This is a genomic window from Agrobacterium bohemicum, from assembly GCF_001562555.1.
GTDB lineage: Bacteria > Pseudomonadota > Alphaproteobacteria > Rhizobiales > Rhizobiaceae > Agrobacterium > Agrobacterium bohemicum.
In genome coordinates, this window is sequence record NZ_KQ961024.1 from 550,865 (window position 1) to 573,963 (window position 23,099).

The window sequence follows — 23,099 nt, forward strand, 5'->3', positions numbered from 1 at the left end:
CCATGGGAGCAAGGTTCTTGAGGGCTGGAAAAGCAGTTGTGCTAGGTGACGCTGGAAGCGACTTTCGAATTCAAGCTGCCTTGATCGCAAAATCAACAGTCAGTCCTCCCATGAAACGCTGGGAAATGTCCACCTTGTTCGTTTTATGACATGCAAGCCTTTGCCTGTCATTTTCAATGCCTCCACGACAAGGGTTCGTTTACCAAATTTGTTTAGAATTTGCTTCGATTGCCGCGGATTGTGGCCGCTGAAGGTACAGGTTCTGGTATGGCGTATGTTTCCCTTCCGCGTCGTTTTGTGACGTTGCTGACGATTTCCACGGTGATTGCGTCGTGCTCGGCGGAGGGGCTGGTGCCTCCCGCCGAAGTCGACGGCTCCACGCGCGTCAGTTCCATTCGCTCATCCAATCAGCAGAATTACAGTACATCGCCTGCCGGTAGTGTCCGAAACGAGCCGGTCAGCGATTATGCACCGCTGGCCCAGCCGATGCCAGACCATTCACCCTCTCGTGACCCGCTGTTGCAGGCAGGTCCGGGCGAGCAATATTCGACCCTTGATGCCCAGCAGCAGCGGCTAGGTGGCGGGGGTGCTGGTATTGTGCCGCAGACGTCGAGCGAGATGGCCGAAGGAGAGGGCGGCGTCAATATGGATGACGGTTTGGGCGTTGCGCCCGTGCGCGGCCTGGCCGAAGAGCAGGATATGGAAGTATCCGGAGGCCAATCCAGCCGAACGATGTCGGGTGAGATGGACAGCCAGATGCCGCCATCTCCCGAACCACGCCACCAGTCTGCCAGCCAATCCCGCCTCATTCCGCCACCCGGTGAAGGGCAGCGCCGACGCCAGCCTGTTCAGGATGTTGCGATGTTGATGCCCGATAATCCGACACAGGAACGCCGTATGTCCTCGCCGCCGGGCATGATGCCGCAATCGGAAGTGTCGTGCCGTTCCGAACTGCGCAGACTTGGCGTTTCGTTTCGCGATGTTGGCCGCATTGCCGATGGCCCGACTTGCGGCATCGATTACCCTATCGAGCTCTCAGGACTTGCCAGCGGCGTAGCGATACGCCCTGCGGTAAAACTGAATTGCCAGGTGACACTGGCTTTCGCCAAGTGGGTGAAATTCGAACTCGTGCCGTCTTCGCGCTTCCGTTATCTCTCGGGCGTCGAGCGTATCACGCCGATGGGTGGTTATTCCTGCCGCAAGATGAATTCGCGCTCCAGCAATCCTTGGTCGGAACATGCGCGCGGCAACGCCATCGATATCGGCACCATCACGCTGAAGAACGGCAAGGAAATCGACGTGCGTTCTAAGAATTTCTTCGCATTCCGCGAGAAGGGTCTTCTGAAAGCGGTCCGCACCGACAGCTGCAAATATTTCTCGACCGTTCTCGGCCCGGGCAGCGATCCAAACCACTGGAACCACTTCCATTTCGATCTTCGCACCCGCAAATCTGGTTATCGCCATTGTAGCTGAAATTGGTCTACTCATAACGATCCTGCATGTGGAATGATCTTGCTGCGGGGATGGTTTTTAAGCAATCTTGAACCTATATGCTGTCCAGCATGATCGTGTTGAAAGATTCCTTATGAACTCCCCCATTACGCCAATCGTTTCCATCCAGAACCTGACGAAGTCTTATGCCAATGGCTTTCAGGCCCTGAAGGGCGTCACGCTTGATATCCATAAAGGCGAAATCCTTGCTCTGCTTGGGCCGAACGGCGCTGGGAAGACAACGCTGATTTCCATCATCTGCGGTCTGGTCAATCCCGGCGAGGGCAGGGTTCTGGTGGGTGGTCACGATGTCGTCGGTGATTTTCGCAAGACGCGAGAGCTGATCGGGCTCGTGCCGCAGGAATTAACGACGGACCAGTTCGAAACCGTCTGGAACACAGTGGCCTTCTCACGCGGGCTGCATGGCAAGAAGAAAAATCCGGAGCTCATCGAGAAAATCCTCAAATCCCTGTCGCTCTTCGACAAGAAGGACAACATGCTGCGTGAGCTCTCGGGCGGCATGAAGCGGCGTGTGTTGATTGCCAAGGCGCTGGCGCATGAGCCGCAAATCCTGTTTCTGGATGAGCCGACGGCTGGCGTCGACGTCGCTCTGCGGCGCGATATGTGGAAAGTGGTGGCAGATCTTCGCGCGACTGGCGTCACCATCATCCTCACTACTCATTACATCGAAGAAGCCGAAGAGATTGCCGACCGTGTCGGCGTCATCAACGGCGGTGAGCTGCTTTTGGTGGAAGACAAGACCGCCTTGATGCAGAAGCTTGGCCGCAAGCAACTTTCTCTTGAATTAACCGATCCAGTGAAGGTCTTGCCGGACAGTCTTTCCGGCTTTCAGCTTTCTCTCTCGGAAGACGGCAGCTGCCTGACTTACGAATATGAAGGCAATGGCGAGCAGAGCCGTATCGCCGACCTGTTGGCGGCGCTGTCTGCTGCCGGGATTCACTTCAAGGATATTTCGACACGCCAGAGTTCTCTCGAAGATATTTTCGTGGCGCTGGTGGGAGGTCAAAAATGAATTTCGAAGCAATCAAGTCCATCTACCTGTTCGAAATGGCCCGCACGCGTCGCACCCTGTTGCAAAGCGTGGTGTCGCCGGTCATCTCAACGTCGCTCTATTTCATCGTGTTCGGTACGGCCATCGGGTCGCGCATTCAGGAAGTTGAAGGCGTGTCCTATGGCGCATTCATCACGCCGGGTCTCATCATGCTGACATTGTTGACCCAGTGCATCAGCAATGGCGCCTTCGGCATCTATTTTCCGAAATTCACCGGCACCATCTACGAAATCCTATCGGCCCCGGTAGCGATGACGGAAATCCTGGCGGGCTATGTCGGGGCCGCGGCGACGAAGGGGCTGTTGATCGGCACGATCATCCTCATCACGGCCTCGTTTTTTGTCGATGTGTCGATTGCCCATCCGTTCATGATGCTGCTGTTCTTTGTGCTGACGGCGATCAGCTTCAGCCTCTTTGGCTTCATCATCGGAATATGGGCCGGGAATTTCGAGCAGCTCAACCTCATTCCCATGCTGGTCGTGCCACCGCTGACGTTCCTTGGGGGGAGCTTCTATTCCATTAGCATGCTGCCGCCCTTCTGGCAGACGGTCAGCCACTTCAATCCGGTACTCTATCTCATCAGCGGCTTCCGCTGGAGTTTTTACGAGATTTCGGACGTCAATCCGTTGCTCAGCTTAGGTATGATTTTCGTCTTTCTCGCAGCCTGCCTCGGCGTGATCGGCTGGATGTTCAAGACGGGTTACAAGCTGAGAAACTGATCTTCAACCAAAAAGAATCGCAATAAAAAGGCAGCGCGAACGCTGCCTTTTCTGCATTTGTTTGGTGAATTGAAGCCTTATACCGGCCGCACGAGGATGTGCTTCTTCTTACCCAGCGACAGCTTGACCACACCATCTTCTGTGACTTCTCCAGCACCAACGACCTGACGCTCATCCGACATACTCTGGTCGTTGATGCGTACGGCGCCACCCTGAACGTGACGACGGGCTTCGCCGTTGGAGGCGGCAAGACCGGCACGGACGATCAGCGACAGCAGGCCGACGCCTGCTTCCAGCTCTGCCTTCGGTACGTCGATGGACGGCAAGTTGTCTGCCAGCGCGCCTTCCTCAAAGGTTTTGCGCGCCGTGTCAGCTGCCTGTTCGGCGTTGTCACGGCCATGCAGCATTGCGGTGATTTCGGTGGCGAGGATTTTCTTGACCTCGTTTATCTCCGAACCACCCAGCGCCGAGAGACGCGCGATCTCATCCATCGGCAGCGTCGTGTAGAGCTTGAGGAAGCGTGAAACGTCCGCATCCTCCGTGTTGCGCCAGTATTGCCAGAAATCGTAAGCCGACAGCATGTCCGGGTTCAGCCACACAGCACCGTTCATCGACTTGCCCATCTTCGCACCCGAAGATGTGGTCAAAAGCGGCGAGGTCAGCGCGTAGAGTTGCGGGGTTCCCATACGGTGGCCGAGATCAATACCGTTGATGATGTTGCCCCACTGGTCGGAACCGCCCATTTGCAGCCGGCAGCCGGTGCGCTTGTTCAGTTCCACGAAGTCATAGGCCTGAAGGATCATGTAGTTGAATTCGAGAAACGACAGCGACTGCTCGCGATCCAGCCGCGTCTTCACGCTTTCAAACGATAGCATGCGGTTGACCGAGAAGTGCCGACCGACATCGCGCAGGAATTCAAGGTAATTGATGTCGCGCAACCAGTCGCCATTGTTGATCATCAGGGCAGGCGCAGTTGCTGCGTCGTAATTCAGGTAATTGGCGAAGACGCGCTTGATGGAGGCGATGTTGCTTTCGATCGTATCGATCGTCATCAGTTGGCGCGCGTCGTCCTTGAATGAGGGATCGCCCACCATGCCGGTGCCGCCGCCCATCAGCGAGATCGGCTGGTGGCCGGTCTTTTGCATCCAGTGCAGCATCATGATCTGGATCAGACCGCCAGCATGAAGGCTGGGCGCGGTCGGATCGAAGCCGATATAGGCAGTCACGGTTTCCTTGGCGAAGAGTTCATCGAGACCTGCCTCATCGGAGATCTGGTGAATGAAGCCGCGCTCATCGAGTGTGCGGAGGAAATCGGACTTGAACCTGGACATAACCTTTTTCTTTCTGGCTGGGTCTGCTGCATCACTGAAATGCCAGTGAATGCCGCGCCATTAGCATTGTTTTTTGAAAAATGCACCCGTTTGCGCCATGAATATCGGCAATCGGTAACGAGATGATTCCATCCGGCAGGAGAATGATATGGGCGAGGTCAGAACGGCGATAGGGCTGATGAGCGGAACGTCCATGGACGGCATCGACATAGCACTTCTGCGAACGGACGGCGAAAGCATCGTCCGTCACGGCCCGAGTGGTTATTTTCCCTATGATCCGCAACTGCGCGCGACGTGGCAAAAGGCGCTTGTTACCGCCAAGGCCATCCGCCAGCGCAACGAGCGACCCGATGATCTCGGTGACGCCGAGCGCAAGCTGACGGTGGCGCATGCAGCGGCGGTTAAATCCTTTCTCCACCGTCACGGGTTGAGTGCGCATGAGGTCGACGTCATCGGCTTTCACGGACAGACAGTGCTGCATCGCCCGGATGATGCGCTGACCGTGCAGATTGGTGATGGTCCTCTTCTGGCTGCGGAAACCGGCATCAACGTGGTCTACGACATGCGCGCCAATGACATGGTGCATGGCGGGCAGGGCGCACCGTTGATCCCGATCTATCACGCAGCACTTGCCGCCAATCTGCCAAAGCAGTTCGAAACGCCTGCGGTTTTCGTCAATATTGGCGGCATTTCGAACCTCACCTATATCGGTGAAAGCGGCGCGCTGGCAGCCTTTGACAGCGGCCCCGGCAATATGCTGATCGACCAATGGATCGAGGCGCATACCGGCAAGGCTTACGACAAGGGTGGGGTTACGGCTGCACGCGGTATAGTCGTTCCGTCACTGGTGTCGCGTTATATGGAAAGTCCATTCTTTTCCGCCAACATCCGCCGCTCGCTGGATCGCTCCGATTTCCTGCCGCCTGCAAAGGGTGAGGTCTCGCTGGAGGATGGCGCGCGGACGCTGGCGCATTTGACGGGCGCTGCAATCCTCAAATCCGCGAGCTATCTGCCGGAAGTGGCAAAGACATACGTTGTCTGTGGCGGTGGTCGGCTTAACCCTGTCATCATGGCCGAATTTTCTGAGCAGGCAGCGAAGCTTGGCGCAAAGGTGATCGCGGCGGAGGCTGCGGGTTTTGATGGCGGAGCGATGGAGGCGGAGGCCTGGGCCTATCTGGCCGTGCGGTCGCTCAGAGGCTTGCCGCTGACCTATCCCGGCACGACTGGGGTGAATGAGCCGGTGACGGGTGGGGTGTTGGCGAGGGCGTGAATTGCGGTCATGTTGTGTGACGGCGGGTGTGGCTTACCCCCCTCTGCCCTGCCGGGCATCTCCCCCTCAGGTGGGGAGATTGGCTGGGGGCATGCTCACCGTTCAAGTCGCATGTTCAGCGCCAACCTCTTCCAAAGCGCTCGAGATGTGCAAAAGGTTGCCAAGAGTCGATCTCCCCACCTGAGGGGGAGATGCCCGGCAGGGCAGAGGGGGGTGAGCCCCACCCGCCGCCGATAAAGGGTGGCAACGCGCCGTAAAAGAATTTTCTACGATCAAGAAATTGATCGCACTGAACCCAGGCTCAAGGCCGGGGTGACGACGTCCGATGTCACCGAATCCGCTTCGCGGCAGGCTCCGGTACCAACTCACCATTCAAACGGCGATCCAGATAATCCTCGCATTCGCTCATCAGCGTATCCACCTGACCACTGAAGAAGTGGTTTGCGCCCGGCAGGGTGCGGTGGGTGATCAAGATACCCTTTTGTGTCTTGAGTTTTTCAACAAGAACGTTCACGTCCTTCTCAGGCGCGACCTTGTCCGCATCACCATTGATGATGAGGCCGGAAGATGGGCAAGGTGCCAGGAACGAGAAGTCGTAGGTGTTGGGCTGCGGTGCGATGGACATGAAGCCTTCGATTTCCGGGCGGCGCATCAGAAGCTGCATGCCAATCCACGAACCGAAGGAGTAACCGGCGACCCAACAGCTTTTCGAATCGGGGTGCAGGCTCTGTACCCAGTCCAGTGCCGATGCGGCATCCGACAATTCGCCAGCGCCATGGTCGAACTCGCCCTGACTGCGGCCGATGGAGCGGAAGTTGAAGCGCAATGTGGTGAAGCCGCGCTTCTGGAACAGATAGAACAACTGGTATACGATCTGGTTGTTCATCGTGCCGCCGAACTGCGGGTGCGGGTGCAGGATGATGGCGATCGGGGCGCTTTTTTCCTTGGATGGCTGGTAGCGGCCTTCGAGGCGACCCGCAGGGCCGTTGAAAATGACTTCGGGCATATGTACTCCGGTCGTGTTTTTGTGTTTCTGAACCTTTTCCATGCGCAAGAAGACTTGACGCGGATGGTCAGCTTTTCTAAAACCCAGTTTAGAATTATTCGAAACTTCGTGTGCTGTCTGCACTGTTGGACGTGTCATAAGGCAAGCACGACGGAAATTTCAAGGAAAATGCGCTTTGGCGCATCAATCATAGGTTAGACAGACAGTTTCCCCATGAGCACGATAACGCGCACATATCTGGACTGGAACGCGACGGCACCCTTGCTGCCCGCCGTCCGGGATGCGTTTGTCTTGGCTCTCGATCTGTCCGGTAACCCGTCTTCCGTCCACAAGGAAGGTCGCGCCATTCGTGCTGCTGTTGAAGCGGCGCGCCGTGATGTGGCCGCTCTGGTGGGTGCGCAGGCATCGCATGTCGTTTTCACCAGTGGTGCGACGGAAGCTGCCAATCTGGTTCTGTCGCCTTCGTTCAAGATGGGACGTTCAGCACTTTCTGTCAGTCATCTCTATGTTTCGGCCATCGAGCATCCGGCCATTCGTGAAGGCGGGCGGTTTGATAAGGCCGATGTCAGCGAAATCGCGGTTACAGCTGCCGGTATGCTTGATCTTGCGGCGCTTGAGGCTGCTCTGGCCTCGCATGATGCCGCCAAAGGTCTGCCGATGGTCGCGCTGATGCTGGTTAATAATGAGACTGGCATTGTCCAGCCGGTGGCGGAAGCGGCGCGTCTGGTTCATGCCGCTGGCGGATTGCTGGTCGTAGATGCCGTTCAGGCGGTCGGCCGTATTGCTGTCGATATCGAGACGCTTGGCGCGGATTTTCTGATTGTCTCCTCCCACAAGATCGGTGGCCCCAAAGGCATGGGTGCATTGATCTCCCGTGGCGAGGTGATGATGCCGAAGCCTTTGATCCATGGCGGTGGCCAGGAAAAGGGTCATCGATCCGGTACGGAGAATACATCTGCCATTATCGGGTTCGGAACGGCTGCCGTTGAAGCTTTGAAAAACCGCGATGCGGAAGCGCAGCGTCTGAGCGTATTGCGTGACACTTTGGAAAACGCGATGCGCGCCATGGCACCGGATGTTATCATTCACGGTGCCGATGCGGCGCGGGTCTGCAACACCACGTTTTTCACCCTGCCGGGCCTGAAATCCGAGACGGGGCAGATTGCCTTCGATATTGAAGGCATCGCGCTTTCCGCGGGTGCTGCCTGCTCCTCCGGCAAGGTGGGCGAAAGCCATGTGCTGACGGCCATGGGGCATGATCCCAAGCTGGGTGCCTTGCGCATTTCGCTGGGTGCGGCGACAAATGAAGCTGATATCGACAAGGCCATCGCGGCGTTTGCAAAAATAGCCGGGCGGCGAAAGCTGGCCGTGCAGGCGGCGTAATGTCAAAAACAATTGCGGAAAGTCAAATTTCCGCTTGCCGGAGAGTGTGAAAAGCGCCATCCGGTCCCTAAATAAGGCATAACGATACAAGTTATGCTGGACACGAATGAAGGCGGGTCTTCCGTCTTGATACGTTGACAAGCCACCGGACCTTGGATCCGGCGAGATTGGAGAACGACTATGGCAGCGGTTCAGGAAACGATCGATCAGGTCCGCCAGATCGATGTGGACCAGTATAAATACGGTTTTGAAACCGAGATCGAAGTGGACAAGGCGCCGAAAGGCCTGTCCGAAGAGGTGATCCGTTTCATTTCCGCCAAGAAGGAAGAGCCGGAATGGATGCTTGCTTGGCGTCTTGAGGCGTACCAGCGCTGGCTGACGATGGAAGAGCCAACCTGGGCGCGCGTCAATTATCCGAAGATCGATTTCAACGATCTCTATTATTACGCGGCACCAAAGAGCACGCCTGGCCCCAAGTCGCTTGAGGATGTCGATCCCGAGCTGTTGAAGGTTTACGCGAAGCTCGGCATTCCGCTGATGGAGCAGGAAATTCTGGCCGGCGTCGAAAACCGTCGCGTGGCCGTGGATGCCGTGTTCGACAGCGTGTCGGTCGTGACCACGTTCAAGAAAGAGCTGATGAAGGCTGGCGTGATTTTCATGTCGATTTCGGAAGCCATTCGCGAATATCCTGACCTCATCAAGAAATATATCGGCTCGGTCGTTCCGACGACGGACAATTATTACGCGACGCTGAACTCGGCTGTCTTCACCGATGGTTCCTTCGTGTTCGTGCCGAAGGGCGTTCGTTGCCCGATGGAGCTGTCCACCTATTTCCGTATCAACGAGAAGAACACCGGCCAGTTCGAGCGCACGCTGATCATCGCGGAAGAGGGCGCTTACGTGTCCTATCTCGAAGGCTGCACGGCACCGCAGCGCGACGAGAACCAGCTTCATGCTGCCGTGGTCGAGCTTGTGGCTTTGGATGATGCCGAAATCAAATATTCCACCGTCCAGAACTGGTATCCTGGTGATAAGGACGGCAAGGGCGGCATCTACAACTTCGTGACCAAGCGCGGCGATTGCCGTGGCCACCGTTCGAAGATTTCGTGGACGCAGGTTGAAACCGGCTCTGCCATCACTTGGAAGTACCCGTCCTGCATTCTGCGCGGTGATGACAGCCGTGGTGAGTTCTATTCGATTGCCGTGTCCAACGGTCACCAGCAGATCGACTCTGGCACCAAGATGATTCACCTCGGCAAGAACACGTCGAGCCGCATCATCGCCAAGGGCATCGCTGCCGGTTTCTCTGAAAACGTCTATCGCGGCCAGGTCTCGGCCCACCGCAAGGCGACGAATACGCGCAACTTTACGCAGTGCGATTCACTGCTTATCGGCGACAAGTGCGGCGCACACACCGTGCCTTATATCGAAGCGAAAAACTCGTCCTGCCAGTTCGAGCATGAAGCGACCACGTCCAAGATTTCCGAGGACCAGCTGTTCTACTGCCTGCAGCGCGGCATTCCAGAGGAGTCAGCCATCGCGCTGATCGTCAACGGCTTCGTGAAGGACGTTATCCAGCAGTTGCCGATGGAGTTTGCGGTTGAAGCGCAGAAGCTGATCGGGATTTCGTTGGAAGGTTCTGTGGGGTGATCTTTCGTCTCTTCAAAAAACGCCCGTCAGGTGCTGACCAAATTCAGGACTTCATTGGTCGTCTGGAGCAGTCACACGCCGAAGATTTGGGATTAGCTGTTGCTACCGTAGAGCATACGGCAAATACGAATTTCGTTTTTGGCGATTTTTATGATCCGCAAAATCTCATTTTGGCTCGCCCAGATTTGATTGGACATGGCGTTTTAGAAACACAGAGACTCCAAGCTTGCGGGCTTGAAACAATGGCAGTGGGATGGATTGTATGGACACACACATTTCGTGCTTCTCACAACTCGGAACTGTTGCCTTTAGCTAAAAAGATGTGGGCCTCCTTAATACGCGGCGCACCTTATGCCCTAAATCAAAAAGATACTCTGGTTCCTATCGTGGGATTTGAACTTCATGTTCAGGAACCTAACCGCTTACCCAACGGGTTTGCGTGAGAAAGGAAAACAACATGCTTGAAATCATCGACCTGCACGCAAAGATCGCCGATACCGAAACTGAGATCATCAAGGGCTTGAACCTGAAGGTTGCGGCTGGGGAAGTGGCGGCTATCATGGGGCCGAATGGCTCTGGCAAGTCCACGCTGTCCTATATTCTGTCGGGCCGTGAAGACTACGAAGTCACCTCCGGTGACATTCTCTATAACGGCGAAAGCATTCTGGAACTGGACGCTGCCGAACGCGCTGCCAAGGGCATCTTTCTTGCCTTCCAGTACCCGGTCGAAATTCCCGGCGTTGCCACGATGCAGTTTCTCAAGGTTGCTATGAACGAGCAGCGCAAGGCGCGCGGCGAAGCTGAGCTGACGACGCCTGACTTCATCAGACGCGTGAAGGAAGCCGCTGGCGATCTGAAGATCGACATGGACATGCTGAAGCGTCCGCTGAACGTCGGTTTTTCCGGTGGTGAAAAGAAGCGCGCAGAAATTCTGCAGATGGCGTTGCTGGAGCCAAAGCTTTGCGTGCTTGACGAGACCGACTCTGGTCTCGATATCGACGCGCTGAAGATCGTGGCTGATGGCGTCAACGCCCTGAAGTCCCCGGACCGTGCGACCATCGTCATCACCCACTATCAGCGCCTGCTTGATTACATCGTGCCGGATAGCGTTCACGTTCTCTACAAGGGCAAGATCATTCGTTCCGGCGACAAGAGCCTCGCGCTCGATCTGGAATCCAACGGTTACGCCGACATCATCGGTGAAGCAGCCTGATTGGCTGGGAAAGGTGATGTTATGAACATGCAAACAACCAACCGGCAGACGCCAGCGGAACTAGCGCTGGCTGAGGCTTTCACTGCCAAGTTCAGCGCTTTGCCGGGCGACGGTAACGTCGTTGCGGCACGCGATGTGCTGTTCGATGACCTGAAGACTGGCGGCCTGCCGACGCGTCGCGTCGAGGCTTGGCACTATACCGATCTGAAGACACTGCTGCGCGGCTTGCCCGAAGATGCGCCTGCACCCATGATCGAAAAGCGCGCGGCGCTCGTTGCCGGCGCGCTGATTGCTTACGTGATGCACGGCAAGGCAGTCGATTCCGAGATCGAAGGCTTCAAGATCGAAAGCTATGCTGAGAGCCTCACCGATGGTACAGCCGCTGCCGCTCTCGTTGCTGCCAGCAAGGATGATGCGATCGGCCGCATCAATGGCAGCTTCGTGCGTGACGGCCTGTCCGTCGTCGTTCCCGATGATTCTGTCTTCGTCAATCCGCTGGAGCTTCAAGCCATTCATGGGGCAGGGCAGGTTCACAGCCGTTTCCCTGTAACCTTCGGCAAGGGCTCCAAAGCAACCATCATCGAGCGTCACCTGTCGGTGACCGATGAGGCGGCCTTTGTGTCTTCGGTCAGCGAGATCAAGGTTCAAGACGGCGCGGAAGCGACCTACGTCATTCTCCAGCAACAGGGTGCAGCAGATACGCATCTCGGTCAGTTGCGTATCGTCATGGGTGCGGATGCCAAGCTGCGTCTGTTCGTCATCAATGCCGGCGGCAAGCTGGTGCGTCAGGAACTTCGCGTCGATGTGAACGGCGAGGGCTCCGACCTCTCTATCCGTGGCGTCAACCTGCTGGGTGGCGAAACGCATACTGATGTGACGATGGTTCTCGGCCACAACGTGCCGAACACGACTTCGACGGAAGTGTTCCGCAACGTGGTGTTCGACCGCGCCAAGGGCATTTTCCAGGGCATGATCCGGGTTGCGCCCGATGCCCAGAAGACCGATGCCAAGATGGCCTGCAACACGCTGCTGATGTCTGACGATGGCGAGTTTTCGGCCAAGCCTGAGTTGGAAATCTTCGCGGATGACGTTCAGTGCGGACATGGTGCGACAGTTGCCGATATCAGCGACAACCACCTCTATTACCTGATGGCGCGTGGCGTGCCACGGGCAAAGGCACGGGCCATGCTGGTCAATGCCTTCGTCGATGAGATCATCGAAGAGCTGGAAGACGAACAACTGGTAGAAGCGCTAGAAGATATCATCGCCAGCTGGCTGGAACATCATGCCTGATCGCGAACGCGCCGAAGTGGCCGCCCCTTATGACGTCGAAGCCGTGCGGAAGGATTTTCCGATCCTTTCGCGCGAGGTCTATGGCAAGCCGCTGGTCTATCTGGACAACGGCGCGTCCGCACAAAAGCCGCAGGTGGTGATTGATGCCATCTCGAACGCTTATGCCAATGAATATGCGAACGTGCATCGCGGCCTGCATTTTCTCTCAAATGCCGCAACCGATGCTTATGAGGCATCGCGCGAGAAGGTGCGTCGCTTCCTGAATGCCGGTTCGGTGGACGAGATCGTTTTTACCAAATCCTCGACCGAGGCGATCAATACTGTCGCTTATGGTTATGGAATGCCCAAGATCGGCGAGGGCGATGAGATCGTTCTGTCTATCATGGAGCATCACTCCAACATCGTTCCGTGGCATTTCATTCGCGAACGGCAGGGTGCCAAGCTCGTCTGGGTGCCGGTGGATGATGATGGTGCCTTTCACATCGAAGACTTCGAAAAGAGCCTGACCGAAAAGACCAAGCTCGTCGCCATTACCCATATGTCGAACGCCTTGGGAACTGTCGTTCCCGTCAAGGAAATCTGCCGCATTGCGCATGAGCGCGGTATTCCTGTGCTGGTGGATGGCAGTCAGGCCGCGGTTCATATGCCGGTCGACGTGCGCGATATCGACTGCGACTGGTATGTCATGACCGGCCACAAGCTCTACGGTCCCTCCGGCATCGGCGTGCTCTATGGCAAAGCCGATCGCTTGAAAGAGATGCGTCCGTTTCAGGGCGGCGGCGAGATGATTCTCGACGTGTCCGAAGACGCGATCACCTATAACGAGCCGCCGCATCGTTTCGAGGCGGGTACACCGCCCATCGTGCAGGCCATCGGTCTCGGTTACGCGCTGGATTATATGGACGGTATCGGCCGTGCAGCCATTGCGGCGCATGAGGCTGATCTGGCTGCCTATGCGGCGGAACGGCTGCGCGAGATCAACTCGCTTCGTATTATCGGAAATGCGCCTGATAAAGGCGGGATTTTCTCGTTCGAGCTTGAGGGCATTCACGCCCACGACGTCTCGATGGTCATCGACAGGCGCGGCGTTGCCGTGCGCGCTGGCACCCATTGCGCCATGCCGCTCTTGAAACGCTTCGGCGTCACCTCCACATGCCGTGCATCGTTCGGCCTTTACAATACGCGCGCGGAAGTGGACGCTCTGGCTGAAGCGCTGGATTACGCCCGCACATTTTTCGCCTGAAGGATCAGGACCATGACGACTGACATCACCGAGCAGACACCAGCCGCAGCAGACGTTCCGGCAAAGGTTTCAAATATCGCGCCGGATGAACTGGCACGTATCAGCGACGACGTGATAGCCGCGCTGAAAACCGTCTACGACCCGGAAATTCCGGCTGATATCTTTGAACTCGGACTGATCTACAAGATCGACGTCGAAGACGACCGCATGGTCAAGATCATGATGACGTTGACCGCACCTGGTTGCCCGGTTGCCGGTGAAATGCCGGGCTGGGTGGAAAATGCAGTCGGTGCCGTCGAAGGCGTATTGGGTGTGACCGTCGAAATGACGTTCGATCCGCCATGGACGCCGGATCGCATGTCGGAAGAAGCGCAGGTCGCCGTCGGTTGGTATTGAGCCTTGATACCGGCTGATGATGAGACTAGATTCAATCCATGAAAGCATCGGGCCTTGAACCCGTTTGTTGAAGGAGAATGGGCCCATGGGCTTTGCAGTTATGACCATGACCGAGGCTGCCGCCTCCCGTGTCAAAGCAATCGTCGAAAATTCTGGACCGGACGCCAGGGGCCTTCGCGTTGGTATCAAGAAGGGCGGCTGCGCAGGGATGGAATACACCATAGACCTTGTGACCGAACCATCCGCCAAGGATGACCTGATCGAATTTCAGGACGCCAAAGTCTGGATCGAGCCATCGGCCGTGCTGTATCTACTCGGCACCCAGATGGATTTCGAAATCACGAAAATGCGCTCCGGATTTACGTTCACCAACCCGAACCAGACATCTGCTTGTGGCTGCGGTGAGTCGGTTGAGCTGAAGCCTGCGGATTTGGCGGTCCTTGCGAAACAGCGCCAGGAGGCGCTCAGCGTCTAGGAAACTTCACAGGTGGAGGCCACGGCCTCTCACTTGGTTATGCTCGGGCTTGTCCCGAGCATCCTACGTCTCATTCTTCGCAACGTGGGTAGATCCTTGGGACAAGCCGAGGATGACGGTCGGTGTAGTCCGCGTCTTTATCGCTTTGCTTAAACCGCTTCCCGCACAGCAATCTCCGCCATAGCCAACGCCGCTTCCCGCGTCTTCGCCGCAGCAATAAATCGCCCATTGTGACAGAAGGTTGCGCCATCGACACCCGACGCCGTCTCCAGATCACCATTCGTCAGTCCCGCCCATGCGGCGGGCAGGTCGGCGCGCAGCTCGAAGCCATCATCGGCGCGGCGAATGCCGGTCAGGCACCAGTCCTTGTCACGCGGGTGGACTACGAAGAGCAGGTGGTCCGCTCCTGCTTTGACCACTGCAGGGCGGAAGGGCATGCCGAGCGGCAATTCCAGAACGCGGCCTTCGCCAGTTTTTTCGATGGCGTCCAGTACCAGTGATTCGGCTCGCAATTTTGCGGCCTTCTTACCGATACTGGCCTCAACGAAGCTGCGCGCGATGGCAAGAGCAGCATGAAACGCCAGATCATCCGCCTCTGGATCGTTATTATCGAAGACGGGCTTCAATGTTTCGAGAAGCGCCGGCAACGTCAGCCCTGCGAGCAAACCTGCCGTCGCCGGGCTGAGTGCGCCATTGTCCATGAGGTCGATGGGCAGCACGAAGCCCGAGTCGAACGAGGTATGGATGGCTTCGATATGGGCTTCCGGCACACCATAGGCAGTCAGATACTGATGGCCGTAATGTTTCCAGATCAAACCGAACGAGCTGTAAGGCTGGCCATCTTCGCGAAGCGGTGCGCCGCGCTGGTGATGATCGAAAATGTGCGTCTCGGCGTCGTAGGCACCGCCGACATCGTAAATGATGCGATCCGCGCTAGGCGTGATGCAGTCCGGGGCGCGGCTGCGAACGATCTTCGCCTGCGGGAAAAGCCGGGTGAGGATGACGCTGGACAGCAGTTCATCGGCATGGAAGCCACCGGAATGGGTGACGAGAAAATCCACTGACATGGGAGGGCCGGCCTTATTGTTCGGAAAAAGCTTGTTTTACCGATCAGATATAGCGTGTCGACCAGCCCCGCAACCCGGCAATCAGGCGATTGCGGTGATTTCCAGCTCCTGGTCGCCAACTTGCACGAGGTCTCCCACGGCCTTGCCCAAAAGGGCGCGGGCGACGGGTGATACATGAGACATCGAGCCCGCCTTCGGGTCCGCCTCGTCTTCTCCAACGATACGAAATGTTTGTACGCGCCCGTCATCCCTGTCGAACGTAACAGTGCTGCCAAAGGCGACGATATCGTTGCTTTCTGGCGCTGGCATTGGCTGGGCCGTATGCAGGCGTTCGGAGAAATAGCGGAGGTCGCGCATGTGCGGTGCGGCCAGGCGTCTGCGCTCGTTAATGTCTTCGATTGCATTTGCCTCATCGAAGGCCTTGCGGGCTTCATCAACCTGCGCCGCCAGCGCCTTTAGCCCGGCTTCGGTGACGAGGTTGGGATGCTGCGAAACCGGGCGATCCGGCAACTGTGTTTCGGCTGCGGTTTCGGCACTCTCTTCTTTGACAAACGCGACGCTCACTTCAAAGCTCCTCTTTCATACCTTTCTTATATGGAGAGGGGATGGAGCAATGACAACGGTCAGTGTCATTCGTGCCTCAACGCCTCGATAGGGCTGAGACTTGCTGCCCTTCTTGCCGGAAAATAGCCGAAGATGACGCCGATCGCGGCTGAAAATGCGAACGCCAACGCGATGATCGCGGGGCTGGTGACGAAGGGCACGCCGAGAAAAGTCACGACGCTGTAGGCAAGCCCAAGACCGAACAATATGCCCGCCACACCCCCGAAGGCAGAGAGCATGACTGCTTCCACCAGAAACTGCGTCAGCACCTGCTTTTCCAGCGCGCCGATAGCCAGGCGAATGCCGATTTCGCGTGTGCGCTCTGTAACCGATACCAGCATGATGTTCATGATGCCGATACCGCCGACGAGCAGGCTGACGGCAGCGACAGCCCCCAGCAGGCCCGTCAATAGCGTCGTTGTGCCAGTCATGGCGGAGGCGATCTGCGCCATGTCGTTGACGCTGAAATCATCGTCCCGGCCGAGAGCGATCCGCCGCCGCTCGCGTAGCAGGTTCTCTATATCCGACTGAACCTTTGCCGTTGAAACGCCGTCCTGCGCCGACACCATGATGCTGGAAATGGTCGTGGTGCCGCCGATGCGCCGCTGGTGAATTTTCAACGGCATGATGATGGTATCGTCCTGATCGTCGCCAAGACCGGATTGGCCTTTGCGGGCAAGAACCGCGATGACCGGGCAGGAAATATTGCTGACGCGGATGGTCTGACCAACCGGATTTGCTGCGCCAAACAATTCCTGGCGCACCGTTTCGCCGATGATACAGCCGATCTGGCCGCCGCGATCTTCTGCGGGCAGAAACGTGCGGCCCTGTGACAGTGTCCAGTCCTGCGTGATCAGATAGTCATTGGTGGTGCCAACGACGCTGGTGGAGTGGTTCTTGCCGCCATAGATAACGGTAGCCGCCGAGCTTCTGTTGACCGGGGCCACGGCGCGGATGCCGCCAAGCTGGTCGCGCATGGCCTGCACATCATGGTCGTTGAACCGCTTTGCCTCCGTGCTGGCCCGACCGGGGCCGAACTGGCCGGGGCGCACGAACAGCATGTTGGTGCCGAGGCGCGACAGTTCTGATTTGACCTGCGCCGTCGTGCCGTTGCCGATCGTCACCATGGCGATGACCGCGGCAACGCCGATGACGACGCCGAGTACAGTCAGAAAAGAGCGCAATATGTTGCGGCTGATAGCACGCAGTGCGAGGCGCGCGGTTTCAAGAAACATCTGCCGCCTCCTGTTGCATCACCGCGCTATCCGATTCGAGATGTCCATCCACGAAACGCAGAAGCCGGTTTCCATAGGCGGCGATGTCTTCTTCATGGGTGACCATCACGACAGTGATGCCCTTGTCGCGGTTGAGCGAGGTGATCAACTCCATGATCTCTGTGCTGGTCTTTGTATCGAGATTACCGGTCGGTTCATCTGCCAGAAGCAGGGCCGGGCGGGTGACGATGGCGCGGGCAATGGCCACGCGCTGTTGCTGGCCGCCGGACAGTTCCTGCGTGGTGTGGTGCTCACGTCCGGCCAAGCCGACTTGCGCCAGCGCCTCCATGGCGCGGGGGCGTCGCTCCGCTGTCTTCATTCCACGATAGATCAAGGGCAGCTCTACATTCTCCACAGCCGAGGTCCGCGGCAAGAGGTTGAAGCCCTGAAACACGAAACCCAGCATGTGTCTGCGCAAAAGCGTCAGTTGCTCGCTTCCAAAGCCACTCGTTGGCACGCCCTGGAACAGATATTCTCCGGATGTCGGCGTATCCAGGCAACCGATAATGTTCATTGATGTCGACTTGCCGGAACCTGATGGCCCCATGATCGCGACGAACTCGCCTTCTCGGATCGACAGGCTGACGCGATCGAGCGCCCGAATCGTTGCTTCGCCGACGCCATATTGTTTGACGACGTTTCGAAATTCGATGAGTGGTTGACCTTTCATGCGCTTTTCCCGCCTCAACTGCTGCGTTGGGTGGCGTCGGTTATGATCTGATCGTCGGGCTTGATCTCACCGGATTTGATCGCCGTAAACTGGCCATCGGTCGCGCCCGTTTCGACCTGCACGGCCACGGGTGCGTTGTTGCGCAACACCCAGACGCTGCGCTTCGTCGGTTCCTGCTCACCGCCACTGCCGCCCCGCTGGCGACCCATGCGGGGAGGGCGAAACAGCCCCATCAAACCGCCACCACGTGATGCCGATTCACGCGGAGGCGTGTATCGAAGGGCAGCGTTTGGAACAAGAATGGCGTCTTTCACCCGCTCCACGACGATGTTTGCGGTTGCCGTCATGCCGGGCCGCAGCAGCAATTCCGCGTTATCCACCGTCAATATGCCCTTGTAAGTGACCACGTTGGAAACCGTTTCAGATGCAAATCGCACCGTTTCGATGGCCGCCGGAAAGCTTCGTTCCGGGTAGGCGTCCACATTGAATGTTGCCGTTTGCCCTTTCTCGACCTTGCCGACATCAGCTTCATCGATCGCCACCTGAAGCTCCATGTGGCGCAAATCACCCGCGATGGTGAACAGCACGGGTGCATTCAGCGAAGACGCGACAGTTGCACCGGGATCGACATCGCGCGTCAGAACCACGCCATCGATGGGCGAGATTATCCTTGCCTTGCCGAGGTTGAGTTCGGCCAGCCGCAGATCTGCTTCAGATGACAGGACCGAGGCGCTGTTGACCTGGAGCGTCGCGCCAGCGGCGTCATAATTGAATTGCGCCACTTCGAGGTCCTGCTGGCTGGAAACGCGGCTTTGAACCAGCGATCTCAGCCGTTCCATCGATGATTTCGCAGAACCCAGATCAGCTTGCGCCTTTAGCACGCTGGCTTTGGCGGAGGCGAGTTTAGCGCGGGCGCTCTGGACATCGGCTTCCAGCTTGTTGGTATCCAGTTCTGCCAGAACGTCCCCTGATTTGACAGGACTATTATAGGTCACGTTGACCTTGCGGATGGTCCCGGAAAGCTCACTGGAAATATCCACCTGATCTGTCGGTTGTACGGAGCCGGTGGACGTGACAATGACCGAGAGATCGCCTTTCTTGGCATCCTGCGTGGTATAGGTGTAAGCGACACGCGAACCGCCAGCGATATAATAATAGCCACCAGCACCCGCCAGCGCCAACACCATTACCGTCGTATACAGAAAGCGGCGCGACTTCTTTTTTCCGGTTTTCGCGGAAACCAGAATGTCGCGCAGATCCGGTTGCTCTGATGGATGGTTCGATGTCTTGTTGCTGTCGTCGGCGGAGTTCATTCTCTTTACCTATCAAGACAATGCCGTGGCCGCTTTTGGCAAAAACATAATTTTTGCAAGCCATTAAGGTTTTCGACATTGTGTCCGTCTGTCCCGTCCGGCTTCGCATAGCTTTGGCGCAGGGTGAAGTGAAAACTTCGTAATCTTGTCTTGAGGCAATGTTTTGAACGGATTTGCCTGGAACGACCGGCTTGTGAAAAAAAACAAAAGAAAGATGATTTTACCTGTTGCAGGGCAGGGGTGAACCGTGTATCTCCCCACCATCGAAAGACGGAGTGTAGCGCAGTCTGGTAGCGCATCTGGTTTGGGACCAGAGGGTCGGGAGTTCGAATCTCTCCACTCCGACCACTTTCTGAAGTCATGGTTTTACAATGACTTCCACAATTTCCCTAATGTACAATATGATAAGTTGAAGCCGATATCATCGGCTTGCGCCTTGCGGCGTCTAGCTTTAAGCCAGATATTGAAAATAGCCCCAGGCAGCGATGAAGAATGCGATGACGCCAAGGATGATGGCGAGCTTGCGCAATTGCGGGTTCGGTTTGCGCGGCTGCTTCGGTGGCTCCGGCTTGCGAAATTTAATGACGTTTTCATTCATGTCTGATGTCCTTTGCATTGCGGGCCGATAAAATATGCTTCGCGGGTAACGCGCAAGACGCGACAATGGCTTTTCAGCAGCGATGGCATTTATGGTTTCCGTAACATGCAGGGCATGATCGGCTTGACTTCATAAGGCGTTCAGTCCAATTGAGTTTTGCTATCGCGCTGTTATAAATCTATGATGTGTGATGGCTAGAAAAAGCGGAAGGCCGCTTGATCGTACGACCGGAGCAGTTTGAGATGTCTGCAAAAATTTATCGCCCAGCAAAAACGGCCATGCAATCTGGCAAGGCCAAGACCAATCAATGGGTGCTGGAGTTCGATGCCGAGGTTCCCCGCAAGATCGATCCGATCATGGGTTACACTTCTTCGTCAGATATGAAGCAGCAGGTCAAATTGTTGTTTGAAACGCAGGAGCAGGCCGAAGCCTACGCGAAGCGCAAAGGCATCGACTACCGCGTTATTCAACCGCAGGAAGCCACTCGCAAAGTAGTTTCTTACACTGACAATTTCAAGTTCAGCCGCACACAGCCCTGGACTCACTGATTCTATTCGGACATGGCCCCTTAGCTCAGCTGGATAGAGCACCTGCCTTCTAAGCAGGTTGTCGTTGGTTCGAGTCCAACAGGGGTCGCCACCATGTAAAAACGCTCCCGGAAGACTTCCGGGAGCGTTTTTTATTGTCGTTGATTTCGCCGGGATGGTTTGTCCATCTGCTGACTGATCGGGGCATTTCGCGGTGTTTGATCTGTCCATTTTATTTTTTTGGGCCGATCGACCTCGATTTCTCCGTCGCGGGACCGAGCGTCAACATTTCCTCAAATTGTTCGAGGGTTGCAGTAATGGAGGTTGGGTCATTCGATTCAACGAGATTGACAGCTTCCGTTGACCATCAAGATGCGTTCAGCGGGATTACTACCGCTATTTCTCGAAAGCCATTTCAGCGATCATTTCTCTAACCTCGAACAAGTTCGATGGTGACATTATCCCGGACTACGTCGAAATCGATGCAGGCGGAGAGCTGCCGCATACAGATGCTACTGTGCTACGCGCGACACCACGGCTTCCCCACGACACTGCTCGACTGGAGCCACACATTTTTCGTTGCGGCGTTCTTTTCCTATTCCACGTCAAACCGTGACACTGACGTTGCGATCTGGGCGTTCAAGGAATAGGGCGGACATCACCGTACCCAGAACTTTGACGATCCCATAATCACGACCATAGGCTCATACGTGAAACCCATCCTCGGCATTACCGCAGCAGCGCACCTATACCGTCTGCATGAACCAGGCCAACGAGACGTTCTTTTTCACGCCGCAAGACGACGCAATTTTATTGATGCCGGACGACCATCGGATGAAGAAATACATCCTGAGCGGCAAGGATCGCGAGAAACCGCTGCAGGACCTGCACACCATGGACATCACCGACTACTCGATCTACGGAAGTGAAGAGTCTTTGATTCGCATGCTGGCCTGTCAAGAAGTCGTCCTCAATCGATGAACGTAGGAAAACGGCATGGACAAGTTGCTTAGAAACGCGATCGACTCGATCGAGGTCGGAGTCGAGGACTTCCAATCGAATGAAGGCCGCCGCGCCCTCTCGGCCGTGCGCAACGTTCACGCAGGCGTTCTTTTGCTCTGCAAGACCGTCCTATGGCAACATTCCCCGGACGGCGAAGGCTCGCTCATCTACATCAAGATGGAGCCTAAGAAGCGGGCGGACGGCAAGATCGAGTGGCAGCCGAACAAGAACAAAACCGTGGACGCGTTCGATATCAAGGCCCGGTACAAGCTCCTCGGCCTGACGCTAGACTGGACCAAACTCGAAGAACTAACGAAACATCGCAACACGATCGAGCATCTATATCTGACCACGCCGGAGGCCGTCGTGAAGGAAGCGCTCGCCAATGCGCTTCCTTTGATCAACACGATCATGCGTGACCAGCTCAAGACCAATCCGGAACAAGAATTCCGAACCGAATGCTGGACGTTCCTGCTGAACAACGCGGACATCTTCGCTGAAATTGAGAAGGAGTGTGCGGCGACTTTCGAAAAGCTCCAGTGGCCGGAGTCTGAAGTCGGATTTCCAATCGAGCATCTTAGCTGCACCAATTGCGGCTCGAGCCTCATTAGACAGCAGGACCCCGACAACACGACACCGATTGAAATCGAGTTCGCGTGTCGCGCATGCGGAGAGGACAGCCTCGACCTCGGCGAGATGATGGAGCCTGCTCTCGCCTCCGAAGCCGCAGGCCTCGCTTACATAGCGATGACCGACGGCGGGGAGCCTCCAATCGCCTCTTGTTACGAGTGCGGTCAGGAAACCTACCTCATCGACGTCGGCCAGTGCGTCGTGTGTGATGCCTCGGCACCTGGTGAGTGCGGTGTCTGCGGCGAGGCCATCCACGTCAACGACTACAACGAAAGCTATCCCGGCCTATGCGGCTATCACGCGCATCAGGCCGAGAGGGCCGAGAGGGATTAGGTCCATCTGCATCGTCGAGGTTAAATGCCGCCCTTAGGCTCCTCAATGAGCAGGTCCATCTGCTGCGGGCTACGGATGTGTTGCTCGACCTTGATCACAGCATACTCGGTCTTCAGGCCGGCTCCCGTCTGCGTCTGTGTCACGCGGACCTGGCACACGAGGACATCGCCCTTTGTGAACGAAATCTGCTGGTGATCTACCTTATAGAGGAAGTCCTTGTCCTCGATAATGGCGCTTATCTGTGAGTTGCCGTCGTGCAGCCGCCATTTGTTGTCTTCCTTGAAAGCAAGGGAGACAATAGAAAAGGCAGCCTTGCGCACATCCTCTAGGAGAACCTTGCCGTCTGGTTCGGGCGCGACGAAATACGTCGCTTCTGACTTGTTCACAACCTCGACGACGCGCTTCGCCTCGAGGACCTTGAACTCGTTGATGCCTTCCTTCTTGAGGGGGTCGTAAATGACACTGAACCGCGCCGGGTTTGCCGGAGGCTCCAACTTCTGAGAAAGTGGAGTCACCATGAGCAAGACAACGAACAAGTTT

The 23,099-nt window shown here is 56.6% G+C and carries 25 protein-coding genes and 2 tRNA genes; 18 read left to right on the forward strand and 9 right to left on the reverse strand.

Features of this window, described 5'->3' with window-relative positions; genetic code table 11:
- Nucleotides 1-267: 267 nt before the first annotated feature.
- From ATO67_RS05780 to ATO67_RS05790, 3 genes are all read left to right on the forward strand, one after another.
- Nucleotides 268-1,473, forward strand: a complete 1,206-nt coding sequence (locus tag ATO67_RS05780; RefSeq protein ID WP_067645501.1) for an extensin-like domain-containing protein — start codon at nt 268-270, stop codon at nt 1,471-1,473.
- Between the two features lie 124 nt (nt 1,474-1,597).
- Nucleotides 1,598-2,524: an ABC transporter ATP-binding protein gene (locus ATO67_RS05785; protein ID WP_106404910.1), complete on the forward strand. Its 927-nt coding sequence runs from the start codon at nt 1,598-1,600 to the stop codon at nt 2,522-2,524.
- Complete coding sequence (locus ATO67_RS05790; protein ID WP_067645505.1) at nt 2,521-3,282, forward strand: ABC transporter permease; 762 nt, start codon at nt 2,521-2,523, stop codon at nt 3,280-3,282. The genes ATO67_RS05785 and ATO67_RS05790 overlap by 4 nt, the downstream gene beginning before the upstream one ends.
- 77 nt (nt 3,283-3,359) lie before the next feature.
- On the opposite strand, the gene tyrS is transcribed toward ATO67_RS05790, so the two are convergent.
- Nucleotides 3,360-4,613 carry a tyrosine--tRNA ligase gene (gene tyrS / locus ATO67_RS05795; RefSeq protein WP_067645506.1) on the reverse strand — a complete coding sequence of 418 codons (1,254 nt, stop codon included), beginning with the start codon at nt 4,611-4,613 and terminating at the stop codon, nt 3,360-3,362.
- 148 nt (nt 4,614-4,761) lie between these two features.
- Here tyrS and ATO67_RS05800 point away from each other — a divergent pair, with 148 nt between their 5' ends.
- Entirely contained in the window at nt 4,762-5,883 is a 1,122-nt protein-coding gene (locus ATO67_RS05800) for an anhydro-N-acetylmuramic acid kinase (RefSeq protein WP_067645508.1), read from the forward strand.
- 328 nt (nt 5,884-6,211) lie between these two features.
- Here ATO67_RS05800 and ATO67_RS05805 read toward each other — a convergent pair whose 3' ends face one another.
- Nucleotides 6,212-6,889: an alpha/beta hydrolase gene (locus tag ATO67_RS05805; protein ID WP_067645511.1), complete on the reverse strand. Its 678-nt coding sequence runs from the start codon at nt 6,887-6,889 to the stop codon at nt 6,212-6,214.
- 213 nt (nt 6,890-7,102) lie between these two features.
- On the opposite strand from ATO67_RS05805, the gene ATO67_RS05810 reads away from it, so the two are divergent.
- From ATO67_RS05810 to sufA, 8 genes are all read left to right on the forward strand, one after another.
- Complete coding sequence (locus tag ATO67_RS05810) at nt 7,103-8,272, forward strand: cysteine desulfurase family protein (RefSeq protein WP_067645513.1); 1,170 nt, start codon at nt 7,103-7,105, stop codon at nt 8,270-8,272.
- A gap of 180 nt (nt 8,273-8,452) precedes the next feature.
- The gene (gene sufB / locus ATO67_RS05815) at nt 8,453-9,922 is read left to right on the forward strand and encodes a Fe-S cluster assembly protein SufB (RefSeq protein WP_067645515.1); all 1,470 of its coding nucleotides are present in this window, start codon (nt 8,453-8,455) and stop codon (nt 9,920-9,922) included.
- On the forward strand, nt 9,919-10,365 hold the full coding sequence (locus ATO67_RS05820) for a hypothetical protein (RefSeq protein WP_067645517.1): 447 nt from the start codon (nt 9,919-9,921) through the stop codon (nt 10,363-10,365). The genes sufB and ATO67_RS05820 overlap by 4 nt, the downstream gene beginning before the upstream one ends.
- A 14-nt stretch (nt 10,366-10,379) precedes the next feature.
- Nucleotides 10,380-11,135, forward strand: coding sequence for a Fe-S cluster assembly ATPase SufC (gene sufC / locus ATO67_RS05825; RefSeq protein ID WP_067645519.1), 756 nt, complete (start codon nt 10,380-10,382; stop codon nt 11,133-11,135).
- A gap of 21 nt (nt 11,136-11,156) precedes the next feature.
- Entirely contained in the window at nt 11,157-12,428 is a 1,272-nt protein-coding gene (gene sufD, locus ATO67_RS05830; protein WP_067645521.1) for a Fe-S cluster assembly protein SufD, read from the forward strand.
- Nucleotides 12,421-13,671, forward strand: coding sequence for a cysteine desulfurase (locus tag ATO67_RS05835; protein WP_067645523.1), 1,251 nt, complete (start codon nt 12,421-12,423; stop codon nt 13,669-13,671). The genes sufD and ATO67_RS05835 overlap by 8 nt, the downstream gene beginning before the upstream one ends.
- Before the next feature lie 12 nt (nt 13,672-13,683).
- Complete coding sequence (locus ATO67_RS05840; protein ID WP_067645525.1) at nt 13,684-14,067, forward strand: SUF system Fe-S cluster assembly protein; 384 nt, start codon at nt 13,684-13,686, stop codon at nt 14,065-14,067.
- An 85-nt stretch (nt 14,068-14,152) separates the two neighbouring features.
- The gene (gene sufA, locus ATO67_RS05845) at nt 14,153-14,542 is read left to right on the forward strand and encodes a Fe-S cluster assembly scaffold SufA (protein ID WP_067645527.1); all 390 of its coding nucleotides are present in this window, start codon (nt 14,153-14,155) and stop codon (nt 14,540-14,542) included.
- Nucleotides 14,543-14,691: 149 nt separating this feature from the next.
- Here the strand turns inward: sufA and ATO67_RS05850 are convergent, their stop codons facing one another.
- The 5 genes from ATO67_RS05850 to ATO67_RS05870 form a co-directional block, all read right to left on the reverse strand.
- A complete protein-coding gene (locus ATO67_RS05850) occupies nt 14,692-15,609 on the reverse strand; it encodes an MYG1 family protein (protein ID WP_067645530.1) in 918 nt (305 codons plus the stop codon).
- Between the two features lie 81 nt (nt 15,610-15,690).
- Nucleotides 15,691-16,173 carry a transcription elongation factor GreA gene (greA, locus tag ATO67_RS05855; protein ID WP_067645532.1) on the reverse strand — a complete coding sequence of 161 codons (483 nt, stop codon included), beginning with the start codon at nt 16,171-16,173 and terminating at the stop codon, nt 15,691-15,693.
- Between the two features lie 65 nt (nt 16,174-16,238).
- Nucleotides 16,239-17,447 carry an ABC transporter permease gene (locus ATO67_RS05860; protein WP_067645534.1) on the reverse strand — a complete coding sequence of 403 codons (1,209 nt, stop codon included), beginning with the start codon at nt 17,445-17,447 and terminating at the stop codon, nt 16,239-16,241.
- The gene (locus ATO67_RS05865) at nt 17,437-18,156 is read right to left on the reverse strand and encodes an ABC transporter ATP-binding protein (protein WP_067645536.1); all 720 of its coding nucleotides are present in this window, start codon (nt 18,154-18,156) and stop codon (nt 17,437-17,439) included. The genes ATO67_RS05860 and ATO67_RS05865 overlap by 11 nt, the downstream gene beginning before the upstream one ends.
- Nucleotides 18,157-18,170: 14 nt before the next feature.
- Nucleotides 18,171-19,469 carry an efflux RND transporter periplasmic adaptor subunit gene (locus tag ATO67_RS05870; RefSeq protein ID WP_067645542.1) on the reverse strand — a complete coding sequence of 433 codons (1,299 nt, stop codon included), beginning with the start codon at nt 19,467-19,469 and terminating at the stop codon, nt 18,171-18,173.
- A 271-nt stretch (nt 19,470-19,740) separates the two neighbouring features.
- Here ATO67_RS05870 and ATO67_RS05875 point away from each other — a divergent pair.
- Nucleotides 19,741-19,817 (forward strand) — tRNA-Pro (locus ATO67_RS05875).
- A gap of 103 nt (nt 19,818-19,920) precedes the next feature.
- Here ATO67_RS05875 and ATO67_RS23245 read toward each other — a convergent pair.
- Complete coding sequence (locus ATO67_RS23245; protein ID WP_170063920.1) at nt 19,921-20,067, reverse strand: hypothetical protein; 147 nt, start codon at nt 20,065-20,067, stop codon at nt 19,921-19,923.
- A gap of 242 nt (nt 20,068-20,309) precedes the next feature.
- Between ATO67_RS23245 and ATO67_RS05880 the strand changes: the two genes are divergently transcribed.
- The 5 genes from ATO67_RS05880 to ATO67_RS05895 all read left to right on the forward strand — a co-directional run bounded on the left by ATO67_RS05880 (nt 20,310) and on the right by ATO67_RS05895 (nt 22,559).
- Nucleotides 20,310-20,615: an ETC complex I subunit gene (locus ATO67_RS05880; RefSeq protein ID WP_067645544.1), complete on the forward strand. Its 306-nt coding sequence runs from the start codon at nt 20,310-20,312 to the stop codon at nt 20,613-20,615.
- Between the two features lie 14 nt (nt 20,616-20,629).
- A tRNA-Arg gene (locus ATO67_RS05885) sits at nt 20,630-20,706 on the forward strand.
- Nucleotides 20,707-21,043: 337 nt separating this feature from the next.
- Complete coding sequence (locus ATO67_RS23850; protein WP_082760162.1) at nt 21,044-21,244, forward strand: FRG domain-containing protein; 201 nt, start codon at nt 21,044-21,046, stop codon at nt 21,242-21,244.
- A 109-nt stretch (nt 21,245-21,353) separates the two neighbouring features.
- Nucleotides 21,354-21,575, forward strand: coding sequence for a hypothetical protein (locus tag ATO67_RS05890; protein WP_067645545.1), 222 nt, complete (start codon nt 21,354-21,356; stop codon nt 21,573-21,575).
- Nucleotides 21,576-21,590: 15 nt separating this feature from the next.
- Complete coding sequence (locus ATO67_RS05895; RefSeq protein WP_067645547.1) at nt 21,591-22,559, forward strand: hypothetical protein; 969 nt, start codon at nt 21,591-21,593, stop codon at nt 22,557-22,559.
- 20 nt (nt 22,560-22,579) lie between these two features.
- Here ATO67_RS05895 and ATO67_RS05900 read toward each other — a convergent pair.
- Nucleotides 22,580-23,099, reverse strand: a 520-nt coding sequence (locus tag ATO67_RS05900) for an LAPAL motif-containing putative phage structural protein (RefSeq protein WP_210176106.1), incomplete at its 5' end; no start/stop codon positions are given.